11 protein-coding genes and 1 pseudogene are annotated in these 13,426 nt (G+C 69.8%); 7 read left to right on the top strand and 5 right to left on the bottom strand.

Features of this window, described 5'->3' with window-relative positions:
- Positions 1-4: 4 nt before the first annotated feature.
- Complete coding sequence (locus AB0H21_RS21680; RefSeq protein ID WP_358519210.1) at positions 5-1,567, bottom strand: M28 family metallopeptidase; 1,563 nt, start codon at positions 1,565-1,567, stop codon at positions 5-7.
- Positions 1,568-1,838: 271 nt separating this feature from the next.
- Between AB0H21_RS21680 and AB0H21_RS21675 the strand changes: the two genes are divergently transcribed.
- Positions 1,839-3,809, top strand: a complete 1,971-nt coding sequence (locus AB0H21_RS21675) for a thioredoxin domain-containing protein (RefSeq protein WP_358519209.1) — start codon at positions 1,839-1,841, stop codon at positions 3,807-3,809.
- A 76-nt stretch (positions 3,810-3,885) separates the two neighbouring features.
- On the opposite strand, the gene AB0H21_RS21670 is transcribed toward AB0H21_RS21675, so the two are convergent.
- Positions 3,886-5,973 carry a transglycosylase domain-containing protein gene (locus tag AB0H21_RS21670; RefSeq protein ID WP_358519206.1) on the bottom strand — a complete coding sequence of 696 codons (2,088 nt, stop codon included), beginning with the start codon at positions 5,971-5,973 and terminating at the stop codon, positions 3,886-3,888.
- A 347-nt stretch (positions 5,974-6,320) separates the two neighbouring features.
- Positions 6,321-6,800, bottom strand: coding sequence for an Lrp/AsnC family transcriptional regulator (locus AB0H21_RS21665; RefSeq protein WP_358519203.1), 480 nt, complete (start codon positions 6,798-6,800; stop codon positions 6,321-6,323).
- A gap of 130 nt (positions 6,801-6,930) precedes the next feature.
- On the opposite strand from AB0H21_RS21665, the gene hppD reads away from it, so the two are divergent.
- Genes hppD through AB0H21_RS21650 form a run of 3 tightly spaced genes read left to right on the top strand, consistent with a single transcriptional unit; the run spans position 6,931 to position 10,093 of the window.
- Positions 6,931-8,004, top strand: a complete 1,074-nt coding sequence (gene hppD, locus AB0H21_RS21660) for a 4-hydroxyphenylpyruvate dioxygenase (protein WP_358519200.1) — start codon at positions 6,931-6,933, stop codon at positions 8,002-8,004.
- A 56-nt stretch (positions 8,005-8,060) separates the two neighbouring features.
- On the top strand, positions 8,061-8,600 hold the full coding sequence (locus tag AB0H21_RS21655; protein WP_358519197.1) for an RDD family protein: 540 nt from the start codon (positions 8,061-8,063) through the stop codon (positions 8,598-8,600).
- Positions 8,601-8,632: 32 nt separating this feature from the next.
- Entirely contained in the window at positions 8,633-10,093 is a 1,461-nt protein-coding gene (locus AB0H21_RS21650) for a M1 family metallopeptidase (RefSeq protein WP_358519194.1), read from the top strand.
- A gap of 25 nt (positions 10,094-10,118) precedes the next feature.
- Here the strand turns inward: AB0H21_RS21650 and AB0H21_RS21645 are convergent, their stop codons facing one another.
- The gene (locus AB0H21_RS21645) at positions 10,119-10,388 is read right to left on the bottom strand and encodes an ATP-binding protein (protein ID WP_358519191.1); all 270 of its coding nucleotides are present in this window, start codon (positions 10,386-10,388) and stop codon (positions 10,119-10,121) included.
- 17 nt (positions 10,389-10,405) lie between these two features.
- On the opposite strand from AB0H21_RS21645, the gene AB0H21_RS21640 reads away from it, so the two are divergent.
- The 3 genes and pseudogenes from AB0H21_RS21640 (at position 10,406) to AB0H21_RS21630 (ending at position 12,122) form a co-directional block, all read left to right on the top strand.
- A complete protein-coding gene (locus tag AB0H21_RS21640; protein ID WP_358519188.1) occupies positions 10,406-10,603 on the top strand; it encodes a DUF397 domain-containing protein in 198 nt (65 codons plus the stop codon).
- A 196-nt stretch (positions 10,604-10,799) separates the two neighbouring features.
- Positions 10,800-11,084: pseudogene (locus AB0H21_RS21635) on the top strand (UDP-N-acetylglucosamine 1-carboxyvinyltransferase); the annotation flags it as partial.
- 3 nt (positions 11,085-11,087) lie between these two features.
- A complete protein-coding gene (locus AB0H21_RS21630) occupies positions 11,088-12,122 on the top strand; it encodes a serine hydrolase domain-containing protein (RefSeq protein ID WP_358519185.1) in 1,035 nt (344 codons plus the stop codon).
- 44 nt (positions 12,123-12,166) lie between these two features.
- Here AB0H21_RS21630 and ilvA read toward each other — a convergent pair whose 3' ends face one another.
- The gene (ilvA, locus tag AB0H21_RS21625) at positions 12,167-13,381 is read right to left on the bottom strand and encodes a threonine ammonia-lyase (protein WP_358519183.1); all 1,215 of its coding nucleotides are present in this window, start codon (positions 13,379-13,381) and stop codon (positions 12,167-12,169) included.
- Between the last annotated feature and the right edge of the window lie 45 nt (positions 13,382-13,426).

The raw sequence follows: 13,426 nt of genomic DNA, 5'->3' as shown, positions 1-13,426 counted from the left end.
CGTCTTAGCTCGCCGACGCGTCGTGCGCGTGGACGTGGGCCTGCGGCGCGGTGGTGCGCGCCGCGGTGGCCGGCCTGGTGTCGGGCCCGGGCAGGTCGCGGCTGAACGCGTACACCAGGGCGGCGGTGGCGATGGCACCGGTGTTCAGCGCCAGGGCCTTGCCGTTGATGTTCGCGATGGTGTCGCAGGACTGGTGGTAGCAGGAGTCGTAGGCGACCCCGGCGGTGCCGCCGAACAGCGCCTGTTCGGCCGGCGTCTTGATGCCCTCGGCGCCGGTGAACAGACCTCCGGCGGGGATGCCGGCCTCGATGAACGGGCCGTAGTCGGACCGGCCGTCGAAGTCGGTGCCCACGTGGCCCTGGCGCAGGGTGTCGAAGTACTTCTCGAAGAGCTCCTCGATCTCGTCGGATCCGGGCGGCCCGGCGGGCGCGCCGGTGGCGTCGGAGTCGTCACCGTCGTAGATCTTGAGCGCGTAGTTCGGCGAGGCGACCATGTCGAAGTTGAGGTAGAGCTTCGTCCTGGCCTTGTCCGCGGCGGACAGGGTGGCGACGTAGTGCTCCGAGCCGAGCAGGCCGAGCTCCTCTGCGCTCCAGAACGAGAACCGCAGCTTGTTCTTGGTCGGCAGGAAGCCGATCTTGGAGGCGACCTCCAGGATCGCCGCGCTGCCCGACCCGTTGTCGTTGATGCCCGGCCCCGGAACGACGCTGTCCAGGTGCGCCCCGAGCTGGACCACCTTGTTCGGGTCACCCCACCGCGAGTCGGCGATCACGTTCTGCGTGGTGCGCTTCTCGCTGATCGTGTCCGTCCTGAGCCGGACGACCGACGACGCGGGCGCGGCCAGTTCCTGACCGACGGCGAAGCTCGCGCTCACCACCGGGATCGTGACGCTGGAGTCCCCGAGGGTGCCGCGGTTGGTCTCGGTCCGCCCCGGCTGCCCCTCGTTGAAGATGATCACGCCGCTGGCGCCCGCGGCCTGGGCGTTCGCCGCCTTCGCCTGGAAGGTGCAGGTGCCGCGCTGGATCAGGGCGATGTTGCCCGGGGTGAACCCGGCGAAGTCGCTCGCCTCGCATCCGGAGGTGGAGCCGGGCGTCGGCGGGGGCGGGAGCACCAGGTCGACCTTCTGCAGCGGCGCGGTGACGTCTCCGGAGCCCGAGTAGGTCATGGTGGCGAAGTCGCCGAGGGATCCGTTGTCGGGCGGGGTCGGCGTGTAGACCTTCGGGTCGGGAGAGATCCGCTGGAGCGCGGCGGCCGACTTCTCCTGGAAGAAGTCGAAGGGGAACGACTGCAGCGTCACCTTGTAGCCGGCCTTCTTGAGCTGCGCCGCCACGTAGTCGCGGGACGCGGCGTGACCAGGCGTGCCGGCGGCGCGGGTGCCGCCGTTGGCGTTGGCGATCTCCTGCAGTTTCCGCAGGTGTTTCTCGACGCCGGGCGCGGAGATCGTACGGGCTAATGCGGCGATGTCGGGATCTGAGGACCCGGCATCGGCCGGTCCGGCCCACACCAGGGGGAGCATGAGGGTCATGGTCGCGGTGGCGACGCCGAACCCCCTGCGGAGGGTGAATCGCATGGAGCTTCTCCTAGAAACCGGCGATATGGGGTACCCCGAGGAGTCACTTCCTGGAACCTAAACCGCGATCATCAGTCCGGGAAGTGCCACGGCCGCGTCCGGCCATCCGCACGGAGATACGGTCCGTCCGGTATCTGAGAAGCGCCTGAGCCGCCTGGGATTTTCCGTCGGAGCCTCGGGCTAGGGTTGGAACGACGGTGCGGGCACGGCGCGTGACGGGCGCGCCGCCGGTCATCCGGACGTACGCGGCCGCGTACGCGGGGGAGGTCTGATGAACCGCTTGAAGGACGCGACGAGCCCCTACCTGCTCCAGCACGCCGGCAACCCGGTCGACTGGTTCCCGTGGGGCGAGGAGGCCTTCGCCGAGGCGCGCCGCCGCGACGTGCCGCTGCTGGTCTCGATCGGCTACTCCGCGTGCCATTGGTGCCATGTCATGGCGCACGAGTCCTTCGAGGACGCCCAGACGGCGCGCCTGATGAACGAGCAGTTCGTCAACGTCAAGGTCGACCGCGAGGAGCGTCCCGATGTGGACGCGGTCTACATGAGCGCCACCACCGCCATGACCGGCCACGGCGGCTGGCCGATGACGGTGTTCGCCACCCCGGCGGGCCACCCGTTCTACGCGGGCACCTACTTCCCCCGGCAGCAGTTCCAGCGGCTGCTGGCGGGCGTGTCGCAGGCGTGGGCGAGCGAGCGTGACGCCGTGCTGGCGCAGGGGGCCCAGGTCGTCGAGGCGCTCGACCAGGCCACGGCCCTGCCCCCGGGGCCCGCGCCCACGCGCCGCGTCACCGAGGAGGCCGTGCGCGACCTGGCCCGCGGCTTCGACGCCGCGCGCGGCGGGTTCGGGTCGGCGCCCAAGTTCCCGCCGTCCATGGTGCTGGAGTTCCTGCTCCGCCACGGCACCCCCGAGGCGGCGGACATGGCGGGCCGCACTCTGGAGGCGATGGCCAGGGGCGGCATCTACGACCAGCTCGGCGGCGGCTTCGCCCGGTACAGCGTGGACGCCGCGTGGGTGGTCCCCCACTTCGAGAAGATGCTGTACGACAACGCGCTGCTGCTGCGGGTCTACGCGCACTGGTGGCGGTCCGGCGGGTCTCCCCTGGCTCGGCGGGTGGCGGTGGAGACCGCCGAGTGGCTTCTGCGCGAGATGCGCACCCCCGAGGGCGGCTTCGCCTCCGCGCTCGACGCCGACAGCGAGGGCGAGGAGGGCCGGTTCTACGTCTGGACGCCCGCGCAGCTCGCGGAGGTCCTCGGCGAGGAGCGCGGGGCGTGGGCGGCGTCGATGTTCGGCGTGACCGGCGAGGGCACCTTCGAGCACGGCACGTCGGTGCTGCGCCTGCCGTCCGACCCCGCGGACCGCGCCGTCTTCGACGACGTGCGCGCCGAGCTGCTGACCGCCCGTGCCGCCCGCGTCCGTCCCGGCAGGGACGACAAGGTGGTGGCGGCCTGGAACGGCCTCGTCATCGCCGGGCTGGCCGAGGCGGGGGCGCTGTTCGGCCGTCCCGACCTGGTCGGCGCGGCGCGTGAGGCCGCCGAGCTGCTCGACCGCGTGCACATCGACGGGTCGCGGCTGGCGCGCACCTCGCGGGACGGCCGGGTGGGCCCCAACGCGGGTGTCCTGGAGGACTACGCCGACGTCGCCGAGGGGTTCCTGACGTTGTACGGCGTCACGGGTGAGGCTCGCTGGTTCGAGCGGGCCGGCGCCCTGCTGGACACCGTGCTGGAGCGTTTCCCCGACGGCTCGGGCGGCTTCTTCGACACCGCGGACGACGGCGAGCGGCTGTTCCAGCGTCCCGCGGATCCGACCGACAACGCGACCCCGTCCGGGCAGTTCGCGGCGGCGGGGGCGCTGCTGTCGTACGCGGCGCTGACCGGCTCGGCGCGGCACCGCGAGGCCGCGGAGTCCGCCCTCGGCGCGGTGTCGGTGCTCGCCGAGCGGCACGCACGGTTCGCCGGGTGGGGCCTGGCCGTGGCCGAGGCCGCGCTGGCGGGGCCGCCGGAGGTCGCGATCAGCGGTCCCGTGGACGATCCTCGGACGGCCGCGCTGCGACGGGCCGCGCTCATGGCGGGCGTACCGGGAACGGTGATCGCCCTGGGCGACGGCGAGGTGCCCTTGATGCGTGGGCGCGGCCTGGTCGGCGGCGAGCCCGCGGCGTACGTCTGCCGCGACTTCACCTGCCGCCTCCCCGTGACGACCCCGTCCGACCTCACCCGCGAACTCCGCGCGTTAACGGCCGGCTAGCGGGGGCTGGGCGGCATCAACCCGCGGGCCGGGTCAGGCCGATCGGACCGGGTCTCCGCATCACCTGCGGGAGGGGTCAGGCTGGTGGAGGTGGGGTTTCCGGTGGGGGCTGGTCCGGGGGCGGGATCTGCCCGTCCGGGTCGTCGGGGCCGGGGCCGGGGGCGGTGGGGCCGCCGCCGTGGTCGTCGGGTGGGGAGGACGGGCCGGGGCCGCTCGGCGGGGAGTCGTTGGGGCCGGTGGTGGGCCGGTGGTCGCGCGGGGCCCTGTCGGGCCTCTGGCGGTTCTTGAACCCGGCGTCACCGCCGTTGCCGTTCCCCCAGGCGTTGCCGTTGTCGCCCCAGCCGCCGTACCAGTTGTTGTACTGCTGCTCGTAGGACGACGCCGGGAAGTCCTGCACCGGCTTGCCGGCCATGGCCTCGGACATGAACGCCCGCCAGACCTGCGTCGGCAGCGACCCGCCGTACAGCGCGCCGTACCCGGGCACGCTGACGGTCTTGTTGTCGTCGCGGAACATGTTCACGGCCGCCGCCAGCTGCGGGGTGTACCCGACGAACCAGACGGAGCTGGAGGAGTCACTCGTCCCGGTCTTGCCCGCGACCGGGCGGTCGTACAGCCGCGCGGCGGTGCCCGTGCCGCCCTCGACCACCTGCCGCAGGGCGTACGTCGCGTCGGCGGCCGTGTTCTCGCTGTAGGCGCGCACGCCCTTGGCGGTGAACTTGCTGATGCGCCCCTTCGCGTCGGTCACCGAGCGGATGACGTGCGCGTCGTGGTGCATCCCGCCGGCCGCGAACGTGCCGAACCCGGACGCCTGCTGGACGGCGCTGACCGACGCCGTGCCGAGCGGGAAGGTCGGGTAGTTCTTCTGCTTGGCGATCTGAGCGGCCGGGATGCCCGCCGCCTCGGCGGCCTGGGCGACCTTCTTCAGCCCGACCTTCTGCGCGAGGTCGACGAAGGCGGTGTTCACGGAGTCGCGGGTGGCCTCGACGAGGTCGATGGCCGAGCCGTAGGACGCACCGCCGGCGTTCGGGATCGGGTCCTTGGCGGAGGCGACGCGGATCGGCGAGTTGCCCTCGACGAGCGTGTTGAGGTCGAGTCCGTTCTCCAGCGCCGCGGCGAGCGTGTACGGCTTGAAGGTGGACCCGGCCTGGACCTTCGCCGAGAACGCGTTGTCGTACTGGTTGGACGCGTCCCTGCCGCCGTAGAAGGCGACGACCTCGCCGGTGTCCGGGTCGACGGCGGCGAGGCCGGTGCGAACCTTGCCGGACGTGCCGTCGGGCAGGGTGTCGGTGACGGCCCGCGCGGCGATCGCCATGAGCTTCTTGTCGAACGTCGTCGTGATCTTCAGGCCGCCCTGCTGGATGTCCTCGTCCGAGTATCCGCGGCGGTTCAGCTCGGCCTGCACCTGGGCGAGGATGTACCTCTTCTGGCCGGTCGCCGACAGGAGGTTCTTCTGCTTGGCGAGCGTGGGAAAAGCCATCTCGGCGGCCTGCGCGGGAGTGATCGACCGGGTCTGCACCATCGCGTTCACGACGGTCTGCCAGCGCGCCCTGACCGCGTCCAGGTCGGTGCCCTTGGGGTTGGCGAACCGCGACGGCTGCTGGATCACCGCCGCGAGGTAGGCGCCCTGGGACGGGGTCAGCTTGTCGACGTCCGTGCCGAAGTACGCCTGGGCGGCGGCCTGGATGCCGTAGGCGCCGCGCCCGAAGTAGATCGTGTTGAGGTACTGCTCCAGGACCCAGGACTTGGGCTTGGACTGGTCGACCTTCAGCGCGATCATGATCTCTTTGAGCTTGCGGACGATCGACCGCTCCTGGCCGAGCCCGCTGTAGTAGTTCCGGACGAGCTGCTGGGTGATCGTGGAGCCGCCCTGCACCTGGTTGCCGGTGAACGTCGACCACATCGCGCGGGCCGTCCCTTGGAGTGAGACGCCGCGATCCTGGTAAAAAGTCCGGTTTTCTATGGATATGACCGCGTCACGCACCGGGACGGGCACCTTGTCGATCGAGACGTTCTTGCGGTTGACCCCCTGCCAGGCCAGCACGGTCTTGCCGTCGCGGTAGTAGTACACAGACCCCTGAGCGGTGGCCTCCTTCTGGGTCGTGTCGGGGATGGGCGTGAGGAACCAGGCGAGCGCCAGCAGCCCGACGGCTCCCAGGATGGCCACGCCACCCGCGATGAGAAAACGGTGGAGAAGACGGCGCCTCGGCCGGCGCTTCTTCCCTGCGTCCCGCACGGCGTCCCCCCGATCTGCGGCTCAGCTACCCCCGTGAGCTGGGCGGATCGTTCACGATAAACCATAAACACCGATGTCCGGCGCGTCGAGTGACCGGTCGATCTCTGTATGAACAGGCTCGCAGATTTCCAGGTGGATGCATGGGAGACGCTCCCGGTTACCCCGGATCGGTACGGACGGCGCCTGCTGATTGCCACGACTTCGTCCGAAACGTCGGGCCGCGAAAGCCGCCGACGGACCCAGGACCCGGGACTCCAGGCGGGCGGACCCCGGCCGGGCTAGGAAGCGGTGTGCCGGGGCGTGTCGGCCACCAGCGGCAGCACGCGGTACGCGACCGGCGTGTCCAGCGCGATCACCGACGACGTGCGCATCACGCCCTCGACGTCCACGATCAGGTCGATCACCCGTTGCAGGTCGGCGTTGCTGCGCGCGACCACCCGGCACAGCATGTCGTCCCCGCCGGTGATCGTGTGGACCTCCAGCACCTCGGGGATCGCGGCGAGCAGCCCGCTCACGGGGTCGTGCCCGGCGATCTGCCGGATCTGCAGCGTGACGAACGCGGTCACCCGGTACCCCAGGGCGGCCGGGTCGATGTCCGGCCCGAACCCGGTGATCACTCCGTTCTCGACCATGCGGTCGAGCCGCGCCTGGACGGTCCCCCGGGCGACGCCGAGCCTGCGCGACGCCTCCAGGATGCCGACGCGCGGCTCGGCGGCGAGCAGGGAGATCAGGCGCACGTCCAGACCGTCGATCGTCATGCTGTACAAGATTACCGCCCTTGAGGCGGTTTGGCCAGACAACTTGTCCACTAAAATTAGTAACGCTTGCACATATAGGCCACAACATCTGAGAGTTGGCCTCATGAGCGATGCATTTCCCGTACATGGCATGGATGCAGTGGTCTTCGCGGTGGGCAACGCAAAGCAGGCCGCCCACTACTACTCGACGGCCTTCGGCATGCGACTGGTGGCCTACAAGGGCCCGGAGACGGGGAGCCGCGACGAGGCGGCCTACGTGCTGACCTCGGGCAGCGCCCGTTTCGTCCTGCGTGGTTCCCTGCGCCCGGACACCGAGATCGCCTCCCACGTGGCGCGGCACGGCGACGGCGTCGTCGACCTCGCCCTGGACGTCCCTGACGTCGAGGCCGCCTACGCCCACGCGGTGAAGGCGGGCGCGCGGGGTCTTGAGAAGCCCCACGTCGTCGAGGACGAGTACGGCAAGGTCGTGACGGCGGCCATCGCCACGTACGGCGAGACCCGCCACACGCTGGTCGACCGCGCCAACTACAGCGGCCCGTACCTGCCCGGCTACGTGGCCGCCGAGCCCATCGTGGCGCCGCCGGACAAGCGGCTCTTCCAGGCCATCGACCACTGCGTGGGCAACGTCGAGCTCGGCAAGATGGACGAATGGGTGGACTTCTACAAGAAGGTCATGGGGTTCACCAACATGGCCGAGTTCATCGGCGACGACATCGCGACCGAGTACTCGGCGCTGATGTCCAAGGTCGTCGCCGACGGCACCCGCAAGGTGAAGTTCCCGCTCAACGAGCCGGCGGTCAGCCAGAAGAAGTCCCAGATCGACGAGTACCTGGAGTTCTACGGCGGCCCGGGCGTCCAGCACATCGCCCTCGCCACCAACGACATCATCCGGACCGTCGAGCGCATGCGCGAGGCCGGGATCGAGTTCCTGAACACGCCGGACTCCTACTACGACGACCCCGAGCTGCGCGCCCGCATCGGCGAGGTGCGCGCCCCCGTCGAGGAGCTCAAGCGGCACCGCATCCTGGTGGACCGCGACGAGGACGGCTACCTGCTGCAGATCTTCACCAAGCCGGTGCAGGACCGCCCGACGGTGTTCTTCGAGCTCATCGAGCGGCACGGCTCCCTCGGCTTCGGCAAGGGCAACTTCAAGGCGCTGTTCGAGGCCATCGAGCGCGAGCAGGACCGCCGCGGCAACCTGTGATCGTTCTTTGCGCGACCCCGGCTTTGCGGTGAGCGCCGCCTGGTGATCAACGCTTCATGCGATCACCCGGGACCGGGCCGCCGTACGACGGACCGCCACCAGGCGAGCCCCCGTACGGCGGCCACACCCCGCCGTACGGCTACGGGGCCGACGAGCCGCCGTACGGACGCCGGGCGGCGCCACTCGGCGGCCGGGTGCGGCGCCTGGTCGCGGGCGTGATCGACCTGGTCATCGTGGGCGTGCTCACCTCGCCGTTCTCCACCACGGCGGTGGAGCGGGGGCCCACAGGGGACGTGACCGCCGTCCACACGGGCAACGGGATCGTGCTGGGGCTGATCTGGTTCCTCTACTTCTGGCTGCTGACGGCCTTCTGGCGCGGTCAGACGGCCGGCAAGAAGCTGATGCGGCTGCGCGTCGTGCAGGACCCCACCCAGGAGCCGGTGACGGCCGGGCAGGCGGCCGTCCGAGAAGCCCTGTATGGCATCTTCAGCATGGTGTGTTGCCTCGGTCTGCTAAACCTTTTGTGGATTCTCTTCGATGGAAAGAAGCAGGCTTTGCATGACAAAGCCGCCTCTACCATCGTCGTAGATGCCTGATGACCTGCGCTTTCTCGCGTAGGCTGCGAGACATGCAGCTCTTGTGGCCCAAGCGGCTGACGACGGCCGTGCTGTCGGCGGCCCTCCTCGGAACCGGTGCCTGCGCCCCCTCGAACGGCGCGACCATGCCCGCCACGCCTCCCACGGCGGCTCCCGCGCCCGGCGGCACCCAGGCGTCCGACACCGGTGGCTCGATCGGCGCGGCGGGCATCGGCGACCCTGACTTCCCGACGGACGGCAACGGCGGCTACGACGTCGCCCACTACGGGCTCAAGCTCGCCTACGACCCGCCGACCAAGAACCTGTCCGGCGTGACGAGCGTCACGGCGAAGGCCGTCCAGAACCTCTCGCGGTTCAACCTCGATCTGCACGGCTTCACCGTCCGCAGGGTGACCGTCGACGGCAGGGCCGCGACCTTCACCCGCGAGGGGGACGAGCTGACCGTGAGCCCCGCCACGGAGATCGCGAAGGGCTCGTCGTTCGAGGTCGCCGTCGACTACGCCGGCAAGCCGGACCCTGTGCGCAACTCATCCAACCTCGGCACATACGGGTTCATCCCCACCAAGGACGGCGCGTTCGTCACCAGCGAGCCCAACGGCGCCAAGACCTGGTTCCCGTCCAACGACCACCCCGCCGACAAGGCGACCTTCGACTTCGACATCACCGTCCCGGCCGGAACGACGGTCATCGCCAACGGCGAGCTGCGCGGCAAGCCGGTCAACGGCGGGCCCACCACCACGTTCTCCTGGCGCGAGTCCCATCCGATGGCCACCTACCTCGCGACGATCACGCTCGGGAAGTTCGACGTGAAGACGGGCAGATCGCCGGGCGGCATCCCCGTGTACGCCGCGACCGACCCGGCGTTCCGCCGGCGGCTCGACTACCTTTACACGACCTCGGCCACGGTCACCGACTACTGGTCGAAGGTCTTCGGGCCATACCCGTTCTCGTCCACGGGCGGCGTGATCGACGATTTCTCCTCCGGCTACGCCCTGGAGAACCAGACCAAGCCGATGTACGGCGGCTTCGACCCCGACCAGAGCATCATCGCCCACGAACTGGCCCACCAGTGGTTCGGCGACAGCGTCAGCATCACCCGCTGGCGGGACCTCTGGCTCAACGAGGGCTTCGCGACGTACGCCGAATGGCTGTGGTCGGAGCACAACGGCGGCCTGAGCGCCGCCAAGACCTTCGAGGACTACTACAGCGCCAAAAACGCCCCGATGTGGCGGTACCCCCCGGGCATCGCCCAGAAGCAGGACCTGTTCAACAACTCGGTCTACATCCGCGGCGCGATGACCCTCCAGGTCCTGCGCGAGCGCATCGGCGACCAGAAGTTCTTCGACCTGCTCAGGACCTGGACCACCCAGCACAAATACGGCAACGCTACGACCGACGAGTTCATCAAACTCGCCGAGTCGATGTCCGGCCGCAAACTCGGCGACCTCTTCGACGCCTGGCTCTACAAACCCGAACGCCCCGCCCTGCGCTGACCCTCCAGGTGAGAAGAGGCATCCGTCACTCGGCGGCGCGCGGCTCCTCGGGCGTGCGGGTGACGGACGTGCCGAGGGGCTCGCCGGACGCCTGAGAGGTGTGCCACCAGCGGGCCCAGACGGTCTTGCCGGGACCACCGGCGGACGGAGTGACACCATGCTCGTCAGCCAGGGCGGCGACGATGAGCAGGCCCCGGCCGTGAACGGCGTCCATGCCGAGATCGAGATGCCGAGGCAGGTCAGGCCCGTGATCGGTGACCCGGACGCACAGCTCCGCCATGAGCAACTTCAACACGAATAGAGGCGTGAACAGTGGATCGCAGCGCCGCGCTCACCTGGCGCAAGAGTATTCGCAGCACCTCGAACGACAACTGTGTGGAAGTCGCCTCCCTCCCCGGCAGCGGCAGAACGATCCGCGACTCGAAGAACCCGAGCGGACCATTCGTGCGCCTGAGCGGCAATGCATGGCAGGCATTCATTGGCGGCCTGAAGAGGGGCGATCTCGGGTGACGTGTCGGCCATGCCACGTCGGCGCGGCATGGCCCTTTCACATATGAGCCGGGGGAAGGCCGCGAAGCGTGATGGGGCCGTCAGGCCCAGGAAAACACAGCCCGAGCCGAAGGCGAGGCCCATCAGGCCGGGTACGCGGCGGCCCGTTCGGCCTGCACGCCGACGATCCTGACCCCGGACGCATCAACTTCACGAGTGCGTCTATCCCCGCCGCGATACCCACGTCACGGGGCTGCGTGCCTTTGGCGCGGACATCTCCTCAACCGGCGCGACGATCCACGTGCGTGGCCCCGTACGGCTCACCGCCGCCCAGGTGGAGGCCGCCGACATCCGGGCTGTGACGGCGCTGTTGATCGCCACCCTGGCAGCGGAGGGGACCTCTACGATCCGGGGGGTGTACCACTTGCGGCGCGGCTATGGCCGGTTGCCGGCCAACCTCGTCGCGCTGGGCGCCGACATCACCACCGATGCGGAGGCTTAGAGAATGTCCCTACCGTTCACCGCCAACGACACGGCGCGGCTCGCCGAGATGTTGCACCAGGTGGTCGCTCTCGGCGCCACTCCCGGCGGTGTCGTGGTCTACGGCACGGCCGCCGGGGACCGGCACGTCCTAGCGGCCGGCACAGTAGCGCCCGAACTCGGCGACCTCACGCCAACCGAGCACACCAGATACGACATCGCCTCGTTGACGAAGGTCGTCGCAACGTGGCCCCTGATCGGGTCTGCTCTCGAATTCGGCTTGCTCGATCTTGACGCGCCCATCCGCGACGCCCTGCCCGCGATGAACGGCGAAGCGCCCAGCGGTGAAGCGACCCTACGTCAACTACTCGCACACACCTCTGGCCTGCGGGCCTCCACCCGTCTGGACCAGTATCGCGGCGCCGACGCGCCGCTCTACGAACTCCTGTGCCGCGAACCACTCGAAGACGCCCCCGGCGCTCACCGGTATATCAACCGTGGTTATATCTTGCTCGGCTTGGCCCTGGCACACGTCAACGGGCGGCGACTGGACGAGATCACCGACGATCTGTGGAACTCCCTCGGCATGCCGTTCACCACCTTTGGGCCCATCGCCCGCACGCCACAGGTCGCGCCGACCGAAGAACGCATCCCTGGCGCCCCGCGCATTTGGGGCGCCGCGCACGACGACAACGCCGCGCTGCTGGGCGGCGTTGCGGGGCACGCCGGCGTTTTCTCCAGTGGTGTGGACCTGGCCACCTACGCCGTGCATCTGCTCACCGCGTACACAGATTCCACCTCCAGTTTGGGGGATTGGCTACGGGTGAGCCTGATTCCACAGGCCACGATCGAGCCGGGCCTTGAACGCGGGCTGTCGTGGATCTTGATCGAAGGGGGCCGGATCGCCTATCACCACGGCTTCACCGGCACGAGTCTCTACCTGGCTCCGGAGACGGGTCGTTACCTGGTCATCTGCACCAACGCCGTCTATCACGGGACCGCTCGTACGAGGATCGCCCCGCTGCGAGCGCTCGCCCTCAAAATCATTGCCGCCGCTTGACCGCGAACACGGCTATATGCCCTCACATCCGCCAAGTCAAGGATCTAGCTGAAGATCAGTTTGTAGCCGAAGCGGCGGAGGCCTGCGAGGACCTCGTCGCAGTGGACGGGGCCGCGGGTCTCCAGGTGGAGCAGGACCTCGGCCTCGTCCAGGTGCAGGCGCGGGTTCACGCGCTCGTGGCCGACGTCCAGGACGTTGGCGCCGAGGTCGGCGAGGCGGGCGAGCAGCGTGGCCAAGGCACCGGGGCGGTCGGGCAGGCGGATCCTGAACGCGAGGTAGCGCCCGGCGACCGACAGGCCGTGGCGTAGGACGCGCGAGAGCAGCAGCGGGTCGATGTTGCCGCCGGAGAGCACCACCACGACGGGCGGCTCGAAGGCGCGGGGCAGCTCCAGCAGGGCAGCGACCCCGGCCACGCCCGCGGGCTCGACCACGAGCTTCGTCCGCTCCAGGCAGAGCAGCAGGGCCCGCGACAGCGACTCCTCCGAGACGGTGACCACGCTGTCGACCAGGTAGTGGATCATCTCGAAGGTGATGTCGCCGGGACGGCCGACCGCGATGCCGTCCGCCATGGTCGAGGCCGGCTCCACCAGGATGGGGTGCCCGGCGGCGAGCGAGGCCGGGTACGCGGCGGCCCGCTCGGCCTGCACGCCGACGATTCTCACCCCCGGACGCATCGACTTCACCGCGAGCGCGACCCCGGCGGCGAGCCCGCCGCCGCCCACGGCCGCCGTGATCGTGCCGACCTCGGGGAGCTGCTCCAGGATCTCCAGCCCGACCGTGCCCTGTCCCGCCACGACGTCGGGGTGGTCGAACGGGTGGATGAAGATCGCCCCCGTCTCCTCGGCGTGCTGCCGCGCGGCGGCCAGCGCCTCGTCCACCGTGGACCCGGCGAAGATCACGTCGGCGCCGTACGCGCGTGTGGCCTCCACCTTGGGCAGCGGCGCGCCGTGCGGCATGAAGACCATCGCCTTGCATCCGAGCAGCCCGGACGCCAGGGCGACCCCCTGCGCGTGGTTGCCCGCGCTCGCGGCCACGACCCCGCGCGACCGCTCCTCCTCGCTGAGCCGGGCAATCCGGACATAGGCACCGCGTACCTTGAACGAACCCGCCCGCTGGAGGTTCTCGCACTTGAGATAGACCGGACCGCCGGCCATCTCCGACAGAAGCCGGGAATGCAACAGCGGTGTCTGGACGATCACGCCGTCCAGCAACTCACGTGCGGCGACCACGTCGTCGTAGGTCACCTCAGGGCGCGCCATGCCCGAAGTCTCCCACTCCGCCTCACTGACCACCGCCACCGGGCC

Origin of the sequence: Sphaerisporangium sp. NPDC051011, from assembly GCF_040653595.1 — a bacterium.
GTDB lineage: Bacteria > Actinomycetota > Actinomycetes > Streptosporangiales > Streptosporangiaceae > Sphaerisporangium.
Note: the sequence above shows the minus strand (reverse complement) of the source record. Positions and strands in the feature narration are given on the sequence as shown.

Bases quoted from the DNA above. Each gene is read 5' to 3' on its own strand.
- AB0H21_RS21680 (WP_358519210.1), bottom strand. From the start codon at position 1,567: ATGCGATTCACCCTCCGCAGGGGGTTCGGCGTCGCCACCGCGACCATG.
- AB0H21_RS21675 (WP_358519209.1), top strand. From the start codon at position 1,839: ATGAACCGCTTGAAGGACGCGACGAGCCCCTACCTGCTCCAGCACGCC.
- AB0H21_RS21665 (WP_358519203.1), bottom strand. From the start codon at position 6,800: ATGACGATCGACGGTCTGGACGTGCGCCTGATCTCCCTGCTCGCCGCC.
- hppD (WP_358519200.1), top strand. From the start codon at position 6,931: ATGGATGCAGTGGTCTTCGCGGTGGGCAACGCAAAGCAGGCCGCCCAC.
- AB0H21_RS21655 (WP_358519197.1), top strand. From the start codon at position 8,061: ATGCGATCACCCGGGACCGGGCCGCCGTACGACGGACCGCCACCAGGC.
- AB0H21_RS21650 (WP_358519194.1), top strand. From the start codon at position 8,633: ATGCAGCTCTTGTGGCCCAAGCGGCTGACGACGGCCGTGCTGTCGGCG.
- AB0H21_RS21630 (WP_358519185.1), top strand. From the start codon at position 11,088: ATGTCCCTACCGTTCACCGCCAACGACACGGCGCGGCTCGCCGAGATG.
- ilvA (WP_358519183.1), bottom strand. From the start codon at position 13,381: ATGGCGCGCCCTGAGGTGACCTACGACGACGTGGTCGCCGCACGTGAG.